Annotated in this window: 17 protein-coding genes; 2 read left to right on the forward strand and 15 right to left on the reverse strand. The window is 64.9% G+C overall.

Features of this window, described 5'->3' with window-relative positions; all coding sequences use genetic code 11:
• Positions 1 to 94: 94 nt before the first annotated feature.
• The 9 genes from zapE to ugpB form a co-directional block, all read right to left on the reverse strand.
• Positions 95 to 1,192 (reverse strand): cell division protein ZapE, encoded by a 1,098-nt coding sequence (gene zapE, locus VSR71_RS00195; protein ID WP_342911989.1) that lies wholly within the window; start codon positions 1,190 to 1,192, stop codon positions 95 to 97.
• Between the two features lie 250 nt (positions 1,193 to 1,442).
• Positions 1,443 to 2,867, reverse strand: coding sequence for a dihydrolipoyl dehydrogenase (gene lpdA / locus VSR71_RS00200; protein ID WP_342911990.1), 1,425 nt, complete (start codon positions 2,865 to 2,867; stop codon positions 1,443 to 1,445).
• 104 nt (positions 2,868 to 2,971) lie between these two features.
• Positions 2,972 to 4,213, reverse strand: a complete 1,242-nt coding sequence (gene odhB, locus VSR71_RS00205; RefSeq protein ID WP_342911991.1) for a 2-oxoglutarate dehydrogenase complex dihydrolipoyllysine-residue succinyltransferase — start codon at positions 4,211 to 4,213, stop codon at positions 2,972 to 2,974.
• Between the two features lie 84 nt (positions 4,214 to 4,297).
• Positions 4,298 to 7,150: a 2-oxoglutarate dehydrogenase E1 component gene (locus VSR71_RS00210; protein ID WP_342911992.1), complete on the reverse strand. Its 2,853-nt coding sequence runs from the start codon at positions 7,148 to 7,150 to the stop codon at positions 4,298 to 4,300.
• A 322-nt stretch (positions 7,151 to 7,472) separates the two neighbouring features.
• Positions 7,473 to 8,228: a glycerophosphodiester phosphodiesterase gene (gene ugpQ, locus VSR71_RS00215; protein WP_342911993.1), complete on the reverse strand. Its 756-nt coding sequence runs from the start codon at positions 8,226 to 8,228 to the stop codon at positions 7,473 to 7,475.
• 1 nt (position 8,229) lies between these two features.
• Entirely contained in the window at positions 8,230 to 9,333 is a 1,104-nt protein-coding gene (locus VSR71_RS00220; protein ID WP_342911994.1) for a sn-glycerol-3-phosphate import ATP-binding protein UgpC, read from the reverse strand.
• Between the two features lie 51 nt (positions 9,334 to 9,384).
• Positions 9,385 to 10,233, reverse strand: coding sequence for a sn-glycerol-3-phosphate ABC transporter permease UgpE (gene ugpE, locus VSR71_RS00225; protein ID WP_133096505.1), 849 nt, complete (start codon positions 10,231 to 10,233; stop codon positions 9,385 to 9,387).
• A gap of 11 nt (positions 10,234 to 10,244) precedes the next feature.
• Complete coding sequence (ugpA, locus tag VSR71_RS00230; protein ID WP_342911995.1) at positions 10,245 to 11,126, reverse strand: sn-glycerol-3-phosphate ABC transporter permease UgpA; 882 nt, start codon at positions 11,124 to 11,126, stop codon at positions 10,245 to 10,247.
• A gap of 132 nt (positions 11,127 to 11,258) precedes the next feature.
• Positions 11,259 to 12,575: a sn-glycerol-3-phosphate ABC transporter substrate-binding protein UgpB gene (gene ugpB, locus VSR71_RS00235; RefSeq protein ID WP_342911996.1), complete on the reverse strand. Its 1,317-nt coding sequence runs from the start codon at positions 12,573 to 12,575 to the stop codon at positions 11,259 to 11,261.
• A gap of 196 nt (positions 12,576 to 12,771) precedes the next feature.
• Here ugpB and VSR71_RS00240 point away from each other — a divergent pair, with 196 nt between their 5' ends.
• Positions 12,772 to 13,563, forward strand: coding sequence for an HAD-IIB family hydrolase (locus VSR71_RS00240; protein WP_342911997.1), 792 nt, complete (start codon positions 12,772 to 12,774; stop codon positions 13,561 to 13,563).
• A 70-nt stretch (positions 13,564 to 13,633) separates the two neighbouring features.
• Here the strand turns inward: VSR71_RS00240 and ntrC are convergent, their stop codons facing one another.
• The 4 genes from ntrC to VSR71_RS00260 all read right to left on the reverse strand — a co-directional run bounded on the left by ntrC (position 13,634) and on the right by VSR71_RS00260 (position 18,570).
• Complete coding sequence (gene ntrC, locus VSR71_RS00245) at positions 13,634 to 15,181, reverse strand: nitrogen regulation protein NR(I) (protein WP_342911998.1); 1,548 nt, start codon at positions 15,179 to 15,181, stop codon at positions 13,634 to 13,636.
• A 74-nt stretch (positions 15,182 to 15,255) separates the two neighbouring features.
• On the reverse strand, positions 15,256 to 16,434 hold the full coding sequence (gene glnL, locus VSR71_RS00250; RefSeq protein WP_342911999.1) for a nitrogen regulation protein NR(II): 1,179 nt from the start codon (positions 16,432 to 16,434) through the stop codon (positions 15,256 to 15,258).
• Positions 16,435 to 16,439: 5 nt separating this feature from the next.
• Positions 16,440 to 17,003 (reverse strand): DUF4124 domain-containing protein, encoded by a 564-nt coding sequence (locus VSR71_RS00255; protein ID WP_342912000.1) that lies wholly within the window; start codon positions 17,001 to 17,003, stop codon positions 16,440 to 16,442.
• Between the two features lie 151 nt (positions 17,004 to 17,154).
• Complete coding sequence (locus tag VSR71_RS00260) at positions 17,155 to 18,570, reverse strand: 3-hydroxylaminophenol mutase (RefSeq protein WP_063238097.1); 1,416 nt, start codon at positions 18,568 to 18,570, stop codon at positions 17,155 to 17,157.
• Between the two features lie 484 nt (positions 18,571 to 19,054).
• Here VSR71_RS00260 and VSR71_RS00265 point away from each other — a divergent pair, with 484 nt between their 5' ends.
• The gene (locus VSR71_RS00265; protein WP_342912001.1) at positions 19,055 to 19,519 is read left to right on the forward strand and encodes a rhodanese-like domain-containing protein; all 465 of its coding nucleotides are present in this window, start codon (positions 19,055 to 19,057) and stop codon (positions 19,517 to 19,519) included.
• Between the two features lie 73 nt (positions 19,520 to 19,592).
• On the opposite strand, the gene VSR71_RS00270 is transcribed toward VSR71_RS00265, so the two are convergent.
• Together VSR71_RS00270 and VSR71_RS00275 are read right to left on the reverse strand one after the other, a co-directional pair.
• A complete protein-coding gene (locus tag VSR71_RS00270; protein ID WP_342912002.1) occupies positions 19,593 to 20,417 on the reverse strand; it encodes a competence/damage-inducible protein A in 825 nt (274 codons plus the stop codon).
• A 12-nt stretch (positions 20,418 to 20,429) separates the two neighbouring features.
• Positions 20,430 to 21,320 carry an EI24 domain-containing protein gene (locus tag VSR71_RS00275; protein WP_342912003.1) on the reverse strand — a complete coding sequence of 297 codons (891 nt, stop codon included), beginning with the start codon at positions 21,318 to 21,320 and terminating at the stop codon, positions 20,430 to 20,432.
• Positions 21,321 to 21,483 lie beyond the last annotated feature (163 nt).

Genomic DNA, 21,483 nt, shown 5'->3' on the forward strand with positions numbered 1-21,483 from the left:
GCAGGGTATAGGGCGGTCCCGGCATCGACCTTGATCTAAGTCAATGCGGCCCGGCTATCGTCGCGCCGGGCCGAAATGCAACGCTTGGCAACCCTCAGGTGAGCGACGTATCCATGGTGCGGCGCTCGGATTCCAGGTACTCGCGCGACTGCATCTCGATGATGCGCGACACGGTCCGGTGGAATTCGTTGGCCATCTGTCCCTCGGTGTAGAGTTCGTCCGCCGGCACTTCTGCCGACATCAGCAGCTTGACCTTGTGGTCGTAGAAGACGTCGATCAGCCAGGTAAAGCGCCGTGCTTCCGACGACATGCGCGGTGTCATGCGCGGCACGTCGGACAGGATCACGGTATGGAACTGCGAAGCCAGTTCCAGGTAATCGTTCTGCGAGCGCGGCCCGCCGCACAGCGTGGCGAAGTCGAACCACACCACGCCATTGGCCTTGCGCAGCGCGCGCAGTTCGCGGTGCTCGATATGCAGCAGCGGCGACTCGTCGGCCACGCCGGCAATCGACGTGAAGGCATCGCGCAGCGCCGAGTTCGCGCCGGCGTCGAGTGGCGTGTGGTAAGCCTGCACCTGTTCCAGCGCGCGCTTGCGGTAGTCGATGCCGGCATCCACGTTGAGCACGTCCATCTTCTGCTGGATCAGCGCGATGGCGGGCAGCACACGGTCCCGGTGCAGGCCGTCCGTATAGAGCAGGTCCGGCCGGTAATTGGAAGTCATCACAAACTGCACGCCGTTGTCGAACAGCTGTTGCAGCAGGCGGTGCAGGATCATCGCGTCAGCGACGTCGCTGACATGGAACTCATCGAAACAGATCAGGCGGAACCGGCGCGCAATGCGTTTGGCCAGCTCGTCCAGCGGATCGGGACGGCCGCGCAGCTCTTCCAGCTGGCGATGGACCTCGCGCATGAATTCGTGGAAGTGCAGCCGCGTCTTGCGCACCACCGGCACGCAGGTATAGAAGCTGTCCATCAGGAAGGACTTGCCGCGCCCCACCCCGCCCCACATGTAGACGCCCTTGGGCACGTCGGGACGGACCAGCAGCTTCTTCAGCGCGTTGTTGCGGCGGCTCTTGTAGGCGACCCATTCGTCGTAGCACTGCTGCAGCCGCGCCACGGCACGCAACTGCGCCTCGTCGGACGTGTAGCCGCGCTCCTTCAGTTCCTTCTCGTAGTACTCAGTGACGTTCATGCTGGGGGCTCACGCGGCACGCGCCGCAAGTGAAAACGGCGCGCCGCTGATGCGGCGCGCCGGTACTCAGGCCATGTTGGTCCACCGAATCACTGAAATTGGTCGGTGCCTGCCACGTCATGCGGGCACATCGCGTCGTTGCAAATGCTCGCAATAGCTGTGCTATTGCTGCGCTTTGCGCCTAGCGCTGTATCCCGCATGGCGTGTCCTTCACCGGCCATTTCAATGATTCAGTGGACTGGCATGCGCCTTACATATTGAGCTGACGCTTGTCGACAGCCAGCGCGGCTTCGCGCATGACTTCCGACATCGACGGGTGCGGGTGGCAGACGCGGCCGATATCTTCGCTGGCGGCCTTGAACTCCATCGCCACCACGGCTTCGGCGATCAGGTCCGACGCGTTGGCGGCAACGATATGCACGCCCAGGATTTCGTCGGTCTTGGCATCGGCCAGCATCTTGACGAAGCCGTCCGGATGGCCCATGCCCAGCGCACGGCCGTTGGCCATGAACGGGAACTGGCCAGCCTTGAACTCGCGGCCTTCGGCCTTGAGCTGGGCTTCGGTCTTGCCGACCCATGCGATTTCCGGGAAGGTGTAGATCACCCACGGCACGCAGTTGTAGTCGATGTGCGGCTTCTGGCCGGCGATGCGCTCGGCCACGGCCACGCCCTCGTCCTCGGCCTTGTGCGCCAGCATCGGTCCGCGCACCACGTCGCCGATGGCCCACAGGCCCGGCACCTTGGTGGCGCAGTGGTCGTCCACCTCGATGAAACCGCGCTGGTCGGCGGCCAGGCCGACAGCGTCCAGGCCCAGGTTGTCGGTGTTGGGCACGCGGCCGACCGACACGATCAGGCGATCGACTTCCAGGGTCTGTGCAGCACCGTCCTTGTCGGTGTACTTGACGGTGACGCCGTTCTTGCCGGTCGTCACTTCGTTCACGTTCACGCCGAGGCTGAACTTCAGGCCCTGCTTGGTCAGCTGCTTCTGGGCTTCCTTGGCCACGCCTTCGTCGGCGGAACCCAGGAATGCGGGCAGCGCTTCCAGCACGGTCACGTCGGCACCCAGGCGGCGCCACACCGAGCCCAGCTCCAGGCCGATCACGCCGGCGCCGATCACGCCCAGCTTCTTCGGCACTGCGGGGAACTTGAGCGCGCCCTCGTTATCGCTGATCAGGTCGTTGTCGACCTTGACGCCCGGCAGGTGGCGAGCCTTCGAACCGGTGGCGATGATGACCTGCTTGGCGGTCACGACTTCACCGGCGATCTCGACCTGGAAGCCCTCCGCGGTCTTGCCGACGAACTTGCCGTAGCCCTTGAGCAGCGTCACCTTGTTCTTGCGGAACAGGAACTCGATGCCCTTGGTCATCTTGCCGACGATATCGTCCTTGCGCTTGAGCATCTTGGACACGTCGACCTTGACGTCGCCCACGGTGATGCCGTGGTCGGCGAGGTGGTGCTGGGCGTTCTCGAACTCTTCCGAGGAAGCCAGCAGTGCCTTGGACGGGATGCAGCCCACGTTCAGGCAGGTGCCGCCCAGGCGCGGCTCGTTCTTGGGATCGTCGTACGCATTGCCTTCGCAGCAGGCCACGTTCAGGCCGAGCTGGCCGGCGCGGATCGCGGCGATATAGCCGCCGGGGCCGGCGCCGATCACCAGCACGTCGAATTGTTTGCTCATGGGAATTCCTTTGTGGCACCGGCAGCGTGTGCCGGCGCGCGATCAAATCTGGAGATGCGCGCCACGCGCGTCGGCATGAGCCGACGCGCGCGGGGGACCGTCGATTACAGGTCCAGCAGCAGGCGGGCCGGATCTTCCAGCGCGTCCTTCATGGCGACCAGGCCCAGCACGGCTTCGCGGCCGTCGATGATGCGGTGGTCGTAGGACATGGCCAGGTAGTTCATCGGGCGGATCACGATCTGGCCGTCTTCCACCACCGGGCGATCCTTGGTGGCGTGCACGCCCAGGATGGCCGATTGCGGCGGGTTGATGATCGGGGTCGATAGCATCGAGCCGAACACGCCACCGTTGGAGATCGAGAAGGTACCGCCGCTCAGTTCTTCCAGCGACAGCTTGCCGTCACGGGCCTTGACGCCGAACTCGGCGATCTTCTTCTCGATGTCGGCCAGGCTCATCTGGTCGGCGTTGCGCAGGATGGGCACCACCAGGCCACGCGGCGAGCCCACGGCGATACCGATGTCGAAGTAGCCGTGATAGACGATGTCGTTGCCGTCGATCGAAGCATTGATCAGCGGGAACTTCTTCAGCGCGTGCACCGCGGCCTTGACGAAGAACGACATGAAGCCCAGCTTCACGCCGTGTTCCTTCTCGAAGCGGTCCTTGTACTTGTTGCGCAGGTCCATCACCGGCTTCATGTTGACTTCATTGAAGGTGGTGAGGATGGCGTTGGTGGCTTGCGACTGCAGCAGGCGCTCGGCGATACGGGCGCGCAGGCGGCTCATCGGCACGCGCTCTTCCGGACGGTCGCCCAGCGCGGCGAAGTCGACCGGAGCGGAAACCTGCTGCAGCGCCGGCTTGGCCGCGGCCGGGGCCGGGGCGGCCTTGGCGGCCGGAGCGGCGGCGGCGGCAATCGCGTCGCCCTTGGTGATGCGGCCGTCCTTGCCGGTGCCGGCAACCTGACCAGCCGACAGGCCGGCTTCAGCCATCAGCTTGGCAGCCGACGGCATGGCCACGGCGCCGGCGGCGGCCGGAGCGGCGGCCGGTGCCGGAGCGGCAGCAGCCGGAGCCGGGGCAGCGGCCGCGGGGGCAGCGGCGCCAGCGGTGGCTTCGGTGTCGATCTTGGCGATGATTTCATCCGCGACGACGGTGTCGCCGTCGTTCTTGACGATGATCGACAGCACGCCAGCCGACGGGGCCGGCACTTCCAGCACGACCTTGTCGGTTTCGATTTCGATCAGGATCTCGTCCTGGGCAACGGCTTCGCCCGGCTTCTTCTTCCAGTTGAGCATGGTCGCTTCGGCGACCGATTCGGACAGCTGCGGAACCTTGACGTCAACAATAGCCATGGTTGTGAATTCCTCGTGTTATGCGTGTTGTCTTTATATTGGCAAGCCACGGCGCACCTGCGCGCGTCGCCGTGGCTGCCACGATTACTTGGTCAGAACAAAGCCCTTGAGCTTGGCGAAGGCAGCCTCCAGCAGCGCCTTCTGTTGCTCGTTGTGCTTTGCGTAGTAGCCCACCGCCGGCGAAGCCGAGGCGGGACGACCGGCATAACCGAGCTTCTGGCCATCCGTCATGTTTTCCATGATGTAGTGCTGCACGAAGAACCAGGCGCCCTGGTTCTGCGGCTCGTCCTGGCACCACACGATCTCGGTGGCGTTCGGATACTTCTTCAGCTCCGCGGCGATGGCCTTGTGCGGGAACGGGTACAGCTGTTCCAGGCGGATGATCGCGGTGTCGTTGGCCTCGCGTTCCTTGCGCGTGTTGACCAGGTCGTAGTAGACCTTGCCCGAGCACATGATGACGCGCTTGACCTTGCTGGCGTTCAGTTCTTCCTGGTCGCCAATGACCGTCTCGAAGTGGCCCTTGGCCAGGTCCGACAGCGGCGACACGGCGTCCTTGTTACGCAGCAGCGACTTCGGCGTCATGATCACCAGCGGCTTGCGGAACAGACGGATCATCTGGCGGCGCAGCAGGTGGAAGATCTGGGCCGGCGTGGTCGGCTGGCAAACCTGCATGTTGTGGTCCGCGCAGAGCTGCAGGAAACGCTCGATACGAGCCGAGCTGTGTTCCGGACCCTGGCCTTCGTAGCCGTGCGGCAGCATCAGGGTCAGGCCCGAGGCGCGGCCCCACTTCACTTCACCCGACGAGATGAACTGGTCGATCACCACCTGGGCGCCGTTGACGAAGTCGCCGAACTGGGCTTCCCAGATCACCAGCGCGTTCGGCTCGGCTGCGGAATAGCCGTATTCGAAGCCGAGCACGGCTTCTTCCGACAGCACCGAGTCGATCACCGTGAACGGTGCCTGGTTTTCCGACACGTTCTGCAGCGGCACATACGAACCGGCATCCCAGCGCTCGCGCGCCTGGTCGTGCAGCACGCTGTGGCGGTGGGTAAAGGTGCCGCGGCCCGCGTCCTGGCCGGTGATGCGCACGGGGTAGCCCGACGACACCAGCGAGGCGAAGGCCAGGTGCTCGCCCATGCCCCAGTCCAGCGGCTGGTCGCCACGGCCCATGTTGGCGCGATCCTTGACGACCTTCTCCACCAGCGGGTGCAGCTTCAGCGTTTCAGGCGTGGTGGTGATGCGTTCGGCCAGGCGCTTCAGTTCGGTCACCGGCACGGCGGTGTCGGCGGCGTCGGTCCACTTGCGGTTCAGGAACGGCATCCAGTCCACGGCGAACTTGTTCTTGAAGTTCGACAGGACAGGGTCGGCGGTATGCTTGCCGGCGTCCATCGCGGCGCGGTATTCCTTGACCTTCTCGTCGCCGAAGCTGGCAGCAACCAGGTTCTGCGCGGCCAGCTTGTCGGCGTACAGCTTGCGCGTGCCGGGGTGCTGGCCAATCTTCTTGTACATCAGCGGCTGCGTGACCGCGGGGGTGTCCTGCTCGTTGTGGCCCAGCTTGCGGAAGCAGATGATGTCGACCACGACGTCCTTGTTGAATTCCATGCGGAAATCAACGGCCAGTTGCATGGCGTACACCACGGCTTCGGGATCGTCCCCGTTCACGTGCAGCACCGGGGCCTCGATCATCTTGACCACGTCCGTGCAGTACAGCGTCGAGCGGGCGTCGCGCGGGTCGGAGGTGGTGAAGCCGATCTGATTATTGATGACGATGTGCATCGTGCCGCCCGTGCCGTAGCCGCGGGTCTGCGCGAGGTTCAGCGTCTCCATGACCACGCCCTGGCCGGCAAAGGCGGCGTCGCCGTGGACCTGCACCGGCAGCACTTCCTTGTGGCCGACTTCGCCGCGGCGTTCCTGGCGGGCCTTGGCCGAGCCTTCGACCACCGGGTTGACGATTTCCAGGTGCGATGGGTTGAACGCCAGCGACAGGTGGACCGGGCCGCCCTCGGTCGAGACATCGCTCGAGAAGCCCTTGTGGTACTTGACGTCACCGGCAGGCAGGTCGTCGACGTGCTTGCCTTCGAATTCGGCGAACAGGTCGGCGGGCATCTTGCCCAGGGTGTTGACCAGCACGTTCAGGCGGCCGCGGTGGGCCATGCCGATCACGATTTCCTGCACACCCTTGGTGCCGGCGTGCTGGATCAGTTCGTCCATCGCGGCGATGAAGCTCTCGCCGCCTTCCAGCGAGAAGCGCTTCTGGCCCACGTACTTGGTGTGGAGGAAGCGCTCCAGGCCTTCGGCCGCGGTCAGGCGGTCGAGGATGTGCTTCTTCTTCTCCAGCGTGAAGACCGGCTTGGAACGCGTGGTTTCCAGGCGCTCCTGCCACCAGCGCTTCTGCGCCTGGTCGCTCACGTACATGAATTCGGCGCCGATGGTGCCGCAGTAGGTTTCGCGCAGGTTGTTCAGCAGCTCGCGCAGGCTCATCGACTCCTTGCCAAAGTACGTATTGCTGGCATTGAAGACGATGTCGAGGTCAGCTTCGGAAAAACCGTAGAACGCGGGGTCCAGATCCGGCAGGGGCGGACGCTCCTGACGCTTGAGCGGGTCCAGGTCGGCCCAGTGCGAACCGATGTTGCGGTAGGCGGCGATCAGCTGGGTGGCAGCGACGCGCTTGCGGCCCATGTCGGAATCGGCCGAGGCAACGATGGTTTTGATGGGGCCTTGCTTGGCGCGCTCGGCGAACGAGGCAACGATGGGAGCGTGGGCAACATCCCGGCCGTTCGAGCCGTCGACGGCGGGAACGTTCTGCATGGCGTCGAAGTACGAACGCCAGTTGTCGGGAACCGAGGCGGGATTCTGGAGGTAAGCTTCGTACAGTTCTTCGACATACGGGGCGTTACCGCCGAAGAGGTACGAATTGCTCTGGTACTGCTGCATCATGGGACGCTCACTTTTCTCCGGGTATGCCGGAGTTCAGCGGGTTATTCAACCTTCCGCGACACGGCTTGACCGGTTAGCGGATTGCAAACAACTCTTGGGAGCCCAACTGAGGACCCTACGCAAACGGCACCACTGGGGCGCCGGATGTGCTGGCTTCCTCACAAGGCCCGAAAGGGCAAGTTGTGCGGGGAAGGACCTTAAGTCTTCACGGCGGTAAGCATAGCACGTTTGCTTTTAAGCAATGTGTACTTTTCGCGATACGAAACTTCATCGCACGACAATTCGCCTCGTCATCGGCGTTTTGGCAACAGCCGCACAACAATCAGAAGCGCGGCTCTATGTTGTCGACGGCATCGGTGATCAGCCCGTCCAGCCCCCAGCCCAGCAGTTGCACTGCCTTCGCCAGGTCGTTCACGGTATAGCTTAGGACGCGGTAGCCGGCCGCGTGCGCGGCCGCAATGACACCCTCGTCCAGCTCGCGGTAATTTGCATCGAGTGCCACGCAGCCGAGCCGGCGCAGCCGCTCGAGCCAGTCTCCCGGCAGCTTGTCGAGCAGCAGCGCCCGTGGCAGGTCCGGCGCCACGTGCGCTGCCGCAATCAGCGCCTCTTCCGAGAACGACGACAGCAGCGGCGGCACCGCGGCGCCGGCCCACAGCGCCGCGGCATCCAGCGCGACCGCCGCGCCGGTGCGTGCTTCGGTGCCGGGCACCGGCTTGATCTCGATATTGGCCAGGAAGCCGTTGGCCTGCGTATAGCGGGCGATGGCGGCCAGCGTCGGCACCGGCTCGCCGGCCCAGGCCGGGCTGTGCCAGCTGCCGGCATCGAGCAGCGCCAGCTCGCCCAGCGTCAGCGCATCGACCCTGCCTTTGCCGCTGGTGGTGCGGTCGAGCGTCGCGTCGTGCATCAGCACCGGCTTGCCGTCGGCAGACAGCTTGACGTCGAACTCGAACATCCGGTACCCGAAGCCGGCGCCGTGGCGGAATGCGGCGAGCGTGTTCTCTGGTGCCAGCTTGCCTGCGCCACGGTGCGCGATATGGCGCGGGTACGGCCAGGATTGGGTGTCTGCAATGGCTGGCATGTCAGGCCTCGATGCGCTTTCCGGTATCCGGAGCGAAGAAATGCAGGTGGTCGGGCGACGAGGTCACAGGCAGGCGGTCGCCGGCGCGCACCCGGGCATGGCTCTCCAGCCGCACCACCACCGGCTGGCCGCCGAGCGAGCCGTACGCGAACGAGTCGGCGCCGAGCGCCTCCACCACGCGCACATCGACTTCGGCGATGGCCTCGTGCGAGGCGCACGGCTCGATATGTTCCGGCCGCAGCCCCAGCAACGCCTGTTCGGGCAGGTGCAACCCCATCGGCAGGTGGCCGAGCGTAGCGCTGGCGCCGCCGGCGCCCTCCTTCGCTACCACCCGCATCTGCGCGCCACCATCGCCAGCGCCGTTGCGCACCACTGGGATCAGGTTCATCGGCGGCGAACCGATAAAGCCCGCCACGAAGGTGCTGGCCGGCTTCGAATAGACTTCAAGCGGCGTGCCGATCTGCTCCACGCGGCCCGCATTGAGCACCATCATGCGGTCGGCCAGCGTCATCGCCTCGACCTGGTCGTGCGTCACGTACAGGCTGGTGGTGCCGAGGCGGCGATGCAGCTCCTTCAGTTCCAGCCGCATCTGCACGCGCAGCTTGGCGTCGAGGTTGGACAGCGGCTCGTCGAACAGGAACACCGCCGGCTCGCGCACGATCGCCCGGCCCATGGCCACGCGCTGGCGCTGCCCGCCCGACAGCTGGCGCGGCTTACGGTCCAGCAGCGGCGACAGTTCCAGGATGCCGGCAGCATGCTCCACGCGCTGCTGGATCTCGGCCTTGGCCATGCCGCGGATCTTCAGGCCGTAGGCCATGTTGTCGTACACGCTCATGTGCGGATAGAGCGCGTAGTTCTGGAACACCATGGCGATGTCGCGCTCGGCCGGCTCCAGGTTGTTGACGACCTTGTCGCCGATATGGATCTCGCCGCCGGTGATGGTTTCCAGCCCCGCCACCATGCGCAGCAGCGTTGACTTGCCGCAGCCCGACGGGCCGACGATGACGATGAACTCGCCGTCGGCGATTTCCATGTCGATGCCGTGCACCACCTGGGTACCGCCGGCGTAGGTTTTCTGAACGTTGCGAAGCGACAGTTTTGCCATTGCTGTTGTCCTGCGCGCGCGCGGGTGGCGCGCCGCGCCTTGTTGTTCCGCTTATTTTTCGGTTTCGACCAGGCCCTTGACGAACCACTTCTGCATCAGCACCACCACCACCGCAGGCGGGATCATCGCCAGCATCACCGTGGCCATCACCAGGTTCCAGTCGGTGGCGGCATCGCCCGAGCGCGAGATCATCTGCGTCACGCCCACCACCACCGGCGTCATCGACTTCTGCGTGGTGATCAGCAGCGGCCACAGGTACTGGTTCCAGCCGTAGATGAACTGGATCACGAACAGCGCGGCGATGCTGGTGCGCGACAGCGGCAGCACCACGTCCCAGAAGAAGCGCAGCGGCCCGGCGCCGTCGATGCGCGCGGCTTCCGCCAGTTCATCGGGAATGGTGAGGAAGAACTGGCGGAACAGGAAGGTCGCCGTCGCCGACGCGATGATCGGAATGGTCAGGCCGAAGTAGCTGTCGAGCAGCCCGAGATCCGACACGACCTTGTAGGTCGGCAGGATCCGCACCTCAACCGGCAGCATCAGCGTGATGAAGATCAGCCAGAAAAAGGTCTTGCGCAGCGGGAACTTGAAATAGACGATGGCAAAGGCCGAGATGATCGAGATCGCGATCTTGCCCAGCGCGATGCCGAGCGCCATGATCAGGCTGTTCTTCATCATGGTCGAGACCGGCGAAGCCGCCTCGCCCACGCCCTGGAACAGCACCGTGCGATAGTTCTCGATCAGGTGGCTGCCGGGGATCAGCGTCATCGGTGCGTCCAGCACTTCCTCCGCGGTCAGCGTCGACGCGACGAAGGTCAGGTACACCGGGAACACCACCACCACGATGCCAAGGATCAGCACCGCGTGGGTCAGGAAATCAAGGAAAGGACGTCGTTCTACCATGGCTGCCTCCGTCAGTACTGGACCTTGCGTTCCACGTAGCGGAACTGCACCACGGTCAGCGCGATCACGATCACCATCAGCACCACCGACTGCGCGGCCGAGCCACCGATATCCATGCCGCGGAAGCCGTCATGGAAGACCTTGTACACCAGCGTGTTGGTCGAGTTGAAGGGCCCGCCGTGCGTGACTGCGTCGATGATCGCGAAGGTATCGAAGAATGCGTAGACCACGTTGATCACCATCAGGAAGAAGGTGGTCGGCGACAGCAGCGGGAAGATGATCGACCAGAAGCGGCGCCACGGCCCGGCGCCGTCGATGGCCGCGGCTTCAATCAACGAGCGCGGGATGCTCTGCAACCCGGCCAGGAAGAACAGGAAGTTGTAGCTGATCTGCTTCCATGCCGCGGCGAGCACCACCAGTAGCAGCGCCTGGTTGCCATTGAGCAGGAAGTTCCATTCCACGCCCATCTTGCGCAGCAAATACGAGACCACGCCCAGCGTCGGGTTGAACATGAACATCCACAGCACGCCCGCTACCGCCGGCGCGACCGCGTACGGCCAGATCAGCAAGGTCTTGTAGCCGACCGCGGCGCGGATCACGCGGTCGGCAAAATAGGCCAGCGCCAGCGCGGTGGTCAGGCCCACCACGGTGACGCCGATGGCGAAGATCGCGGTGGTCTGGAACGACTCCACATACAGCGGGTCGCTCCACAGCATGCGGAAGTTATCGAGGCCGACGAATTCCAGGTTGATGCCGAAGGCATCCTGCTGCAGCATCGACTGGTACAACGCCTGCCCCGCGGGCAGGAAGAAAAAGATCAGCGTGATCGCGATCTGCGGCAAGACCAGCAGATACGGCAGCCACGGCGAGCGGAAAACAACGCGTTTTTCCATGAACGGATTCCGGCGGATGCCGCGGGTTGCGGCATCGTTCCAGGTACGGCCGGATGTAGCCGGCCACAATGCAAGCGGGCGGAGGTTTCGCCGCCGCCCGCCCTGTCTTGTCAGCTTGCCTTCAGGCCGCGCTTATTCGCGCGCGGTCTTCTGGAAGCGCTCCAGCAGATCGTTGCCACGGGCCACGGCCGAATCCAGCGCTGCCTTGGGCTCCTTCTTGCCAGCCCAGACGGCTTCCAGTTCCTCGTCCACCACGGTACGAATCTGCACCATGTTGCCCAGCCGCACGCCGCGCGACTTGTCGGTGGTTTTGACGACCATCTGCTGCACCGACACATCGGCGCCCGGGTTCTTGTCGTAGTAGCCGGACTTCTTGGTCAGCTCATAGGCGGCCATCGTCACCGGCAGGTAGCCTGTGGCCTGGTGCCAGTCGGACTGGATCTCCGGACGCGACAGGAAGTTGAAGAACTTGGCCACGCCCTTGTACTCGTCCGGCTTCTTGCCGCCCATCACCCACAGCGAGGCGCCACCGATGATGGTGTTCTGCGGGGCGCCCTGCACGTCCGGGTAGTAAGGCAGCTGGGCCACCGCGAACGCGAACTTGGCGTTTTTGCGAATATTGGCCAGCGAGGCCGACGAGCCGGTGAACATCGCGCACTCGCCGTTATAGAACTTGGCCTGTGATTCCGCCTTGCGGCCGCCATAGCTGAAGTAGCCCTTCTTCACCATGTCCTGCAGATTGGTGATGTGCTTGACGTGCAGCGGGCTGTTGAAGACCAGGCGCGTGTCGGTGCCGCCGAAGCCGTTGTTCTTGGTTGCGTACAGCGTGTTGTGCCAGGCCGAGAAGCTTTCCAGGTGGACCCAGCCCTGCCAGTCGGTGGTGTACGCGCAGTTGGTTCCCGATGCCTTCAGCTTGGCCGAGTACTGCATCACCTCCGGCCAGGTCTTGGGTGCCTTCTCCGGGTCCAGGCCGGCCTTCTTGAAGGCATCCTTGTTGTAGTAGAAGACCGTGGTCGAGCTGTTGAACGGGAACGACAGCATCTCGCCCTTGGACGAGGTGTAGTAGCCCGCCACGGCCGGGATGTAGGCCTTCTGGTCGAAGTTCTCGCCGGCGTCCTTCATTACCGTCGACACCGGCTTGATCGCGCCCTTGGCGCTCATCATGGTGGCGGTGCCGACTTCGAATACCTGCAGGATGGCCGGCGCGCCGCCGGCACGGAAGGCGGCGATGCCGGCCGCCATGGTTTCGTCGTAGTTGCCCTTGTTGACCGGGACCACCTTGTATTCGGACTGGCTGGCGTTGAACTTGTTGGCGATTTCGTTCACCTTGTCGTTCAGCGCGCCTTGCATGGCGTGCCACCACTGGATTTCAACGGCGGCCTGCGCGCTGCCGGCCCCGGCCAGGGCGGCCAGCACGGCAAGTTTAAGCGCGGTACGGGATACGGACATGGGTGGCTCTCCTTGGTCTCACTTGTTTCTGGGCGATCGGAAATCCGACAGCATGTGATTCTTTTGTGACAGCGGCATGTTACGCCGGTCGCACCCGGGCAAGCAAATCCGCAACTTCACGGATCTCGGCCGTTTTGCGCCGCAATAACCAACATAACCGACGAAGACGACTGAACCACGGCTACAATGGCCCGCCATGCAATCCCTGAACAAGCTCTCTAATTCCGTGCTGCAGCGCGTGCGCGGCGTGCTGACCGATATCGACGGCACGCTGACCACCGACGGTCGGCTGCCCGCCTCCACCTATCTGGCGCTGGACGGGCTGCGCCGGGCCGGCCTGCACGTCATCCCGGTGACGGGGCGCTGCATTGCGTGGGCCGAGATCCTGACCCGCCTGTGGCCGGTGGACGCGATCATCGGCGAGAACGGTGCCTTCTATTCGCACCTGCGCAATGGCCGGCTGCACACCCGCTTCCTGGACGACGCGTCCACCCGCGCGCGCAACCTCGAGCGCATCGATGCGCTTGGCCGGCGCATCCTGCTTGAGGTGCCGGGCTGCGCGCTGGCGTCGGACCAGGCCTGGCACGCCGCCGACCTGGCGATCGACCATGCCGAAGATGTGCCGCCGCTACCGCAAGAAGCGGTTGCCCGGATCGCCGCGCTGATGCGCGAGGCCGGCATGACCGCCACGGTCAGCTCGATCCATGTCAACGGCTGGTTCGGACAGCACGACAAGCTGTCGATGAGCAAGCTGTGCGTGGCGGAACTACTGGGCGAAGACCTGGATGCGCGCCACGATGAATGGCTGTTTATCGGCGATTCGGCCAACGATGCCAGCATGTTCGCGCACTTTCCGCTGTCGGTCGGGGTGGCCAATGTGCGGGATATCCTGCCGCAATTGCCGGTGCCGCCGGCTTATATCACTGCGGCGTCGGGTGGCGAAGGGTTCGCGGAGATGGCGCAGCGGCTGGTGCAGGCGCGCGGCTGAGAGCCAACGGAGGCAACAACGCAAGACGGCCGGGGATATGCCCGGCCGTTTCTTTTTGCACTCTGTCCGCTCAGTCGAACCCCAGTTCCTGCAGCTTGCGCGTAATGGTATTTCGCCCGATGCCCAGCCGCGTCGCGGCCTCCACCCGGCGCCCGCGCGTGACACCGAGCGCGGCTTCCAGCACCGCCTTCTCGAACCGGCGTGTCAGCACATCCATGACCTCCGGCTGCCCGGCCTCGAGCATGGCGCGCGCTTCGCCGGCCAGCAGGTGTTCCCAGCCTGCGGTGGCGCCGGCCGGCGCGGCGCTGGCAGCCGGCGCCGGCCGCACCACCGTCGCCGTATCCGCCTCCGCCACCGGCATGGCAAAGCCGCCGTAGTCGGCCAACTCATGACCGGCTTCGTACTCGGCGGCACGCGCCTCAACCACGCGCTCGGGCCGCGGCGCATTGATCGGCTCGCTGGTGCCGGCCTCCAGCATCTCGCGCGGCAGGTCCTTGACCTCGATGGTCTGCGCCGGTGCCATCACCGTGAGCCAGTTGCACAGATTCTCGAGCTGGCGCACGTTGCCGGGGAACGGCAGCGTGCTGACATAGGCCAGCGCCTCGTCCGACATGCGCTTGGGCTCGACACCCAGTTCCTTGGCGCTCTTCTGCAGGAAATGGCGCGCCAGCAGCGTAATGTCCTCCGGGCGCTCGCGTAGCGGCGGCAGGCGCAGCCGGATCACGTTCAGGCGGTGGAACAAGTCCTCGCGGAACAGGCCTTCCTTGACGCGCAGCTCCAGATTCTGGTGCGTGGCGGCAATGACCCGCACATTGGCGCGCAAAGGGTTGTGGCCGCCGACGCGATAGAAATTGCCGTCGGACAGCACGCGCAGCAGGCGCGTCTGCAAATCGAACGGCATGTCGCCGATTTCATCGAGGAACAGCGTGCCGCCCTCGGCCTGCTCGAAGCGGCCGCGCCGCATGGTCTGCGCGCCGGTGAAGGCGCCGCGCTCGTGGCCGAACAGTTCGGATTCGAGCAGGTCCTTCGGAATGGCCGCGGTGTTGAGCGCGATAAACGGGCCGTTGGCGCGCGGGCTGTGCTTGTGCAGCGCGCGCGCGACCAGTTCCTTGCCTGTGCCGGACTCGCCAGTGATCATCACCGTGACGTTCGACTGCGACAGCCGCCCGATGGCGCGGAACACGTCCTGCATCGCCGGCGCCTGGCCGAGGATCTCGGGCGCGTCGACCAGCCGGTCGTCCATTTCTTCTTCGCGCAGGCTTTCTTCCAGCGCGCGGCGGATCAGCTCGACCGCCTTGTCGACATCGAACGGCTTGGCCAGGTATTCAAAGGCGCCACCCTGGAACGCCGCCACGGCGCTGTCCAGGTCGGAGTAGGCGGTCATCACGATGACCGGCAGCCCCGGATGGCGCGCCTTGATGGCCTGCAGCAGATCCAGCCCGGAGCCGCCGGGCATGCGGATATCGGAAATCAGCACCTGCGGCTGGTCTTCCTCCAGCGCGGCCAGCACGTCTCGCACATTGGTGAAGCTGCGCGAGAGCAGGCTTTCACGGGCAAGGGCCTTTTCCAGGACCCAGCGGATTGATTGATCGTCGTCGACTATCCAGATCGGCTTCATGTGCGTCGCTTGTCTGCTCGGTGTCATTTGGTCTTCCGCATGCCCGGCACTGCGGCGCGATCGCTCGCGGACAGCTAGTGCAACGGCAGCAGGATGCGGAAGTCGGTACAGCCCGGCCGGCTCTCGCATTCGATCAAGCCCTCGTGCTGCTGCACGAAGGTTTGAGCGAGTGTGAGACCGAGACCGCTGCCGCCATCCCTACCCGATACCAGCGGATAGAAGATGCGCTCGCGAATGTCTTCCGGGATACCCGGGCCGTTGTCGATCACATGCAAGTCCAATGCCAGCTTGAACAGGCGCTTGGCGATGGTGACCTGGCGCGCCACGCGCGTGCGCAGCACAATCTGCGCATCGCCGCGCGCAATGCGATCGGCCAGCGCCTGCGCGGCGTTGTGCACGATGTTGAGCACCGCCTGGATCAGCTGCTCCATGTCGCCCTGCAGCTCGGGCAGGCTGGCGTCGTAGTCGCGCACGATCTCCAGGCCGTTCGGAAACTCGGCCAGCACCACCGAGCGCACGCGCTCCAGCACCTCGTGGATGTTCAGGCTCGACACGATATGCGGATGGCGGTGCGGCTCCAGCAGGCGGTCGACCAGCGTCTGCAGCCGGTCCGACTCCTTGATGATGACCTGCGTGTATTCGCGCAGCGAGCGCTCCGGCAGCTCGAACTCCAGCAGTTGCGCGGCACCGCGGATGCCGCCGAGCGGGTTCTTGATCTCGTGCGCCAGGTTGCGGATCAGTTCCTTGTTGGCCGAGGTCAGGTCGAGGATGCGTTCCTCGCGGTCGCTGCGCACCTTCTGCTCGTTGGGGAGGATCTCCACCACGACGGTGTCGCCGGACGCTTCCAATGCGGCGATCACGACGTGCGCATGGATCGGTTCCTGCAGCGGCGGCTGCAGCACCAGGTCCTGCCGGCGCACGTCGAACTGGCGCGCGACCACGGTGTCGAGCATGTTGTGCAGTTCGTCCGAGTGGCCGAACAGGTCCGGCAGCGACAGCTCCACCATGCCCCGGCGCGACACACCGAAGGTCGCCTCGGCGGCGGGATTGGCGTAGACCACGCGCAGGCCGGGCTGCCTCACCAGCAGCACCGGGTTGGCGACCACGTCGAGACCGGCATGGAAGGCCACCACACCCATGGGCAACACCTGGGCGCCGCCACCCGATTGCACGAGGTCCGGCGCGGAGGTCTCGCCACGGACACTGTCGGCACCACCGACCTTGCGCGACACACCGCGAATCAGGCGACGCATAAGACTTAGTCCTTCAGGTTGCCAAGCTCGCGCCGCAGCGATGCGGCGTTGGCCTCGCTGCGCGTGATGTCGTCACGCAGCGACGCGGTGCGATCCAGGTATTTCTGATAGTTGCGCTCGTTGCCCTGGCGTTCGGGCTGGCCGTTGTTGTATTCGGCGCGCAGCGCCTGCAGCTTGGCCTCTTCGGCCTGCAGCTCCTGCGTGAGCACGGTTCTGCGCTCGCTGTCGCGGCTGCGCTGCGTGGCACTGTCCACGCGCGGGAAGCTGGCGTTGCTGGCCGTTGCCGCAGCGCCCTTGGCCGGCGCCGGCGCCGGTGCGATACGCCCGCCAGGCACGGTCACCACGTCCGGCAGGTTCAGCTTCTTGCACCCCTTGCCGGCGTTGCCATTGCGATATTCGGGAACACCGTTGGGTCCGGTGCAAACGTAGACGTCGGAAGACGACTGCGCCCGCGACGGCACGGCCCAGGCACCAAGCGTCAATGCCAGGGCACTCACCAGAACAGGGAAGCAAACACGAAATTGGTGCAGCGACGCGGCCCGGCCGGCCTTGCGCGATGAAGCGTCCATGGACATGGCGTTAGGTGTGAACAGGGATGGATCGGGATGGGATCGGATTCCCCATTCTAGCGAGCAAAGCAAAAAGGGACAGCCGAAGCCGCCCCTTTCTGGTGCAACTGTTGCCCGGTCACAACCTGTGTCATTTCCGGGCAAGGGCCGCTTACAGCGAGTAGTACATTTCGAACTCGACCGGGTGCGTGGTCATGCGGAAACGCGTAACTTCTTCCATCTTCAGTTCGATGTAGGCATCAATCATCGAGTTCGAGAACACGCCGCCGCGAGTCAGGAATTCGCGGTCGTTGTCCAGGTACTCCAGCGACTGGTCCAGGCTCGAGCAGACGGTCGGGATCTTTGCATCCTCTTCCGGCGGCAGGTCGTACAGGTTCTTGTCGGCGGCTTCGCCCGGGTGGATCTTGTTCATCACGCCGTCCAGGCCGGCCATCAGCAGTGCCGAGAAGCCCAGGTACGGGTTCATCAGCGGATCCGGGAAGCGGGTCTCGATGCGGCGGCCCTTCGGGTTGGCCACGTACGGAATACGGATCGAAGCCGAACGGTTGCGGGCCGAGTAGGCCAGCTTCACCGGCGCTTCGAAGCCCGGCACCAGGCGCTTGTACGAGTTCGTGCCCGGGTTGGTGATGGCGTTCAGCGCGCGGGCGTGCTTGATGATGCCGCCGATGTAGTACAGCGCGAATTCCGACAGGCCGGCGTAGCCGTTGCCAGCGAACAGGTTCTGGCCGTCCTTCCACACGGACTGGTGCACGTGCATGCCCGAGCCATTGTCGCCAACGACCGGCTTCGGCATGAACGTAGCGGTCTTGCCGTAGGTGTGGGCGACGTTCTGGATCACGTACTTCTGCAGCTGGGTCCAGTCGGCGCGCTGCACCAGCGTGCTGAACTTGGTGCCGATTTCGTTCTGGCCCTGGCCAGCCACTTCGTGGTGGTGGACTTCAACGGGGATGCCCAGCGATTCCAGGATCAGGCACATTTCCGAACGCATGTCCTGGAAGGTGTCGATCGGGGCGACCGGGAAATAGCCGCCCTTCTTGCCCGGACGGTGGCCGGCGTTGCCGTGCTCGAATTCCTTGCCCGACGACCACGGGGCTTCTTCGGAATGGATCTTCACGAAGCAGCCTTGCATGTCGACGTTCCAGGTCACGCCGTCGAAGATGAAGAATTCGGGTTCCGGACCGAAGAAGGCGGTGTCGCCCAGACCAGTGCTCTTCAGGTAGGCTTCGGCGCGCTTGGCGATCGAACGCGGGTCGCGGTCATAGCCCTTGCCATCCGACGGCTCGATCACGTCGCACGACAGCACCAGCGTCGGCTCTTCGTAGAACGGGTCGATGTGAGCCGTGTTCGAATCCGGCATCAGCAGCATGTCCGAAGCTTCGATACCCTTCCAGCCGGCGATCGACGAGCCGTCGAAAGCGTGGCCGCTTTCGAACTTGTCTTCATCGAAGTGCGACACGGGCACGGACACGTGTTGCTCCTTGCCTTTGGTATCGGTGAAACGGAAGTCGACGAACTTGACGTCGTTTTCCTTCACCAGCTTCATCACGTCTGCAACGCTGTGGGCCATGCCAATCTCCTGGGTATTCGGCAAATGTCTGAGAAAGCCAATTCTTGGGCCTGTCGCCGGCGGCGCCGCTGCATGTCGCCGCGCTTGCCGACCTCGCCACGAAAGGACGGAGGAATGTTAGCAGAAAGCGTGCCAAGCAAACGCCCCACTGCTTTCCCCGGCCCGAAAAATGTGCAACTCCGGCGAACCGCGCACCATCGCGGGGTGACGCAGTCCGGATCGTTCGTGCAGTTGAGCGACCGAGTGGCGCACCATCGACATGCACTTTCGCAGACCGCCCACCAATAAAACACCACAATGGTGCAATGAGCAAGTTATCGCACCGCATTAGTGCGCAAGCACCAAAAACGGTCATTCTTGCCCACTCCTGGCGCCAACCAGCCAGCGCTGACGCACGTTGCGGCCGCCGGGTTGCCGCGGCGCTATAGAATACCGTGTTACGGCCTTCGCGCCCCCTATTCCATCCATTTCATTTGTCACGCAGATGACCACCCGAGACGATCTCCTCCTGGCGGCCCAGCAGCGCCAGCAACAGAACCAGCTCCCGTACTTCGGTGCGCTGTCGCCGCAGGAAGCCTATGCCCTGCTGCAGAACGACCCCGCCGCGGTGCTGGTCGACGTGCGCACGCAGGCCGAGCTGGACTGGGTCGGCGGCGTCGATGTGCCCGACGCGCAGTTCGCCCATGTCGAATGGATGTCCTACCCCGGCGGCGCGCAGAACGCCCGCTTCATCGAGGACCTGAAGGCGCGCGTGCCGGCCGACGTGCCGGTGCTGTTCCTGTGCCGCAGCGCGGCCCGCTCAAAGCACGCCGCGCGCGTGGCGACCGAAGCCGGCTACCACTTCGCCATGGACGTGCTGGAAGGCTTCGAGGGCAACCGCGACGAGCATCACCACCGCAAGACGGTCGAAGGCTGGTGCGTGCGCGGACTGCCGTGGCACGGCGCCTGAGCGCCCGCCGCGCCAGCATGACGAAAGGGGCAGCCAGGCTGCCCCTTATTGTTTGCGCCGCCGCCGCGAACGCTCAGGCCCGCGCCGATTCCCGCAGCGGCTGCTCGACGACCTCAAACCCCATCGCACGCACTCCGTCCAGCAGCATGGCATAGGCGGGAGCCACCAGGTCGGCCGGACCCTTGACGCCCAGGTCAATATGCCGGCGTGCGAAGCGGTCGCCGCGCTGCACGTCGCCGACCGAAGGCAGGCTGAACACGCGGATGCCTTCGAATGCGGCTTCGACCCTCTCCATCAGCGGGGTCAGCGTGGACTCGGGCGCCTCGAACACATAGAAGGCGCGCTCCTGGTGCTGCACCTGGTGGAACAGGTGCGCATACTCATGGTCGAGCACCCACTCCATCATCGGCCATGCCATCACCGGGAAGCCGGGCATGAAGTGGTGATGTCCCACGGAAAAGCCCGGAATGCGGTTGTAGCTGTTGGGGATGATGCGCGCGCCTTCGGGGAACTCGCCCATCTTGAAACGGTGCTGGTTTTCCGGCTGGTTCAGGTCGGCCTTGACGGGATCGCCGCCGGCGGTCTCCGCGATGCGCAGCGCGATCTGCTCGCGCGCCTCGGGATGCAGCTGCAGCGGCACGCCGAGCGCCGCGGCCGCGCACTGGCGCGTATGGTCGTCGGGCGTTGCCCCGATGCCCCCGGTACAGAACACCACGTCAGTGCCGGCGAAGGTGCGCTTGAGCGTGGCGGTGATGCGGCCGCGGTCGTCGCCGACATACTGCGCCCAGTCCAGCGCCAGGCCACGCTTGCCCAGCAGTTCAATGGTGCGGCGCAGATGCTTGTCTTCGCGTCGTCCCGACAGAATCTCGTCGCCGATAATGATCAGGCCGAAACCCATGTTGCCCTCGCTTCAGGAATGTTCGATGCGCCGCACGTCGGAGGGCGCCAGGTCGATGATGTCTCCGCCCGCGGACGGACCGGCTGGCTGCTGCGCCGGAGGCGGCGCAGCGCGTTCGGCGCGCAGCTGCGCCAGCGCGCGCAGGCAGAAGTGGCCAAACCACAGCGCCGAAAAGATAAAGATCAGCACATACAGCCACAGCGTGCCTGCCAGCACGAACGGGAACAGGAAGATCACCGCCGCGGACGACACCCACAGCAGTGTCGGCGCCGAGCCCAGCAGGCCCACCGCCACGCCGATCACCAGCAGCGGCGTGCGGTGGCGCCGCATCAGCGTCTTGCGCTCTTCCGCGCTGGCATGGTCGGACAGCGCGTCATAGGTCATCACCCGGTAGGTGAGCCAGCCCCACAGCACCGGCGGAATCAGCGCAAAGAACGGCGGCACCAGCCACAGCGGCAGCGTCACCAGCACCAGCAACAGGAACACGACGGTGCTGCCCAGGGACTGGAACACGCTGCCGAGCACGCTACCGCCGTGGGCCTTGGACAAATCCGGGTAGCTGCGCTCCAGGTGGCGCACCACGGCCGGCACCGAGAACACGCCGATAAACATCAGCATCGATGCGATCACCAGCGGCACCGCCAGCGCGGCGACGAACAGCGGCGCCACCACGGCCCGCATCGATTGCAGGCTAAACCAGTCCAGTGCGCTGTAGATCCAGCTGGTCAGCACCGAAGTCTCGAGGAAACCGCGCGTGGCGGTCATGATGGGATCCCAGCCCCACCAGAGCAGCCCGCCCCAGAAGAGCGTGGCCAGGACGAAAGGCAGCACGGTCAGCAGCAGCATGCGGGGATGCAGCTGGCTGACGAGCGCGCGGCCAAACGAGCGGAAGATATCGTTCATGCAGCGTGGGTCCGAGCGTGGACTCGGCGATTATGCGGTGGAAGGCGATTACAGCCGGCGTTGGAGCCGGCGTTGGAGCCGGCGCCGGGGGCCGGCGGCGAACCGGAACACTAGCATACGCCACTTGCCGCCGCCCGCGGGCCGCGGCGTCACGCAGTAGAGG

The organism is Cupriavidus oxalaticus (assembly GCF_038900635.1).
Taxonomy (GTDB): Bacteria; Pseudomonadota; Gammaproteobacteria; order Burkholderiales; family Burkholderiaceae; genus Cupriavidus; species Cupriavidus oxalaticus_B.

Coding starts and splice junctions, on each gene's coding strand:
- zapE (WP_342911989.1), bottom strand. CDS start 1,192: ATGAACGTCACTGAGTACTACGAGAAGGAACTGAAGGAGCGCGGCTAC.
- lpdA (WP_342911990.1), bottom strand. CDS start 2,867: ATGAGCAAACAATTCGACGTGCTGGTGATCGGCGCCGGCCCCGGCGGC.
- odhB (WP_342911991.1), bottom strand. CDS start 4,213: ATGGCTATTGTTGACGTCAAGGTTCCGCAGCTGTCCGAATCGGTCGCC.
- VSR71_RS00210 (WP_342911992.1), bottom strand. CDS start 7,150: ATGATGCAGCAGTACCAGAGCAATTCGTACCTCTTCGGCGGTAACGCC.
- ugpQ (WP_342911993.1), bottom strand. CDS start 8,228: ATGCCAGCCATTGCAGACACCCAATCCTGGCCGTACCCGCGCCATATC.
- VSR71_RS00220 (WP_342911994.1), bottom strand. CDS start 9,333: ATGGCAAAACTGTCGCTTCGCAACGTTCAGAAAACCTACGCCGGCGGT.
- ugpE (WP_133096505.1), bottom strand. CDS start 10,233: ATGGTAGAACGACGTCCTTTCCTTGATTTCCTGACCCACGCGGTGCTG.
- ugpA (WP_342911995.1), bottom strand. CDS start 11,126: ATGGAAAAACGCGTTGTTTTCCGCTCGCCGTGGCTGCCGTATCTGCTG.
- ugpB (WP_342911996.1), bottom strand. CDS start 12,575: ATGTCCGTATCCCGTACCGCGCTTAAACTTGCCGTGCTGGCCGCCCTG.
- VSR71_RS00240 (WP_342911997.1), top strand. CDS start 12,772: ATGCAATCCCTGAACAAGCTCTCTAATTCCGTGCTGCAGCGCGTGCGC.
- ntrC (WP_342911998.1), bottom strand. CDS start 15,181: ATGAAGCCGATCTGGATAGTCGACGACGATCAATCAATCCGCTGGGTC.
- glnL (WP_342911999.1), bottom strand. CDS start 16,434: ATGCGTCGCCTGATTCGCGGTGTGTCGCGCAAGGTCGGTGGTGCCGAC.
- VSR71_RS00255 (WP_342912000.1), bottom strand. CDS start 17,003: ATGGACGCTTCATCGCGCAAGGCCGGCCGGGCCGCGTCGCTGCACCAA.
- VSR71_RS00260 (WP_063238097.1), bottom strand. CDS start 18,570: ATGGCCCACAGCGTTGCAGACGTGATGAAGCTGGTGAAGGAAAACGAC.
- VSR71_RS00265 (WP_342912001.1), top strand. CDS start 19,055: ATGACCACCCGAGACGATCTCCTCCTGGCGGCCCAGCAGCGCCAGCAA.
- VSR71_RS00270 (WP_342912002.1), bottom strand. CDS start 20,417: ATGGGTTTCGGCCTGATCATTATCGGCGACGAGATTCTGTCGGGACGA.
- VSR71_RS00275 (WP_342912003.1), bottom strand. CDS start 21,320: ATGAACGATATCTTCCGCTCGTTTGGCCGCGCGCTCGTCAGCCAGCTG.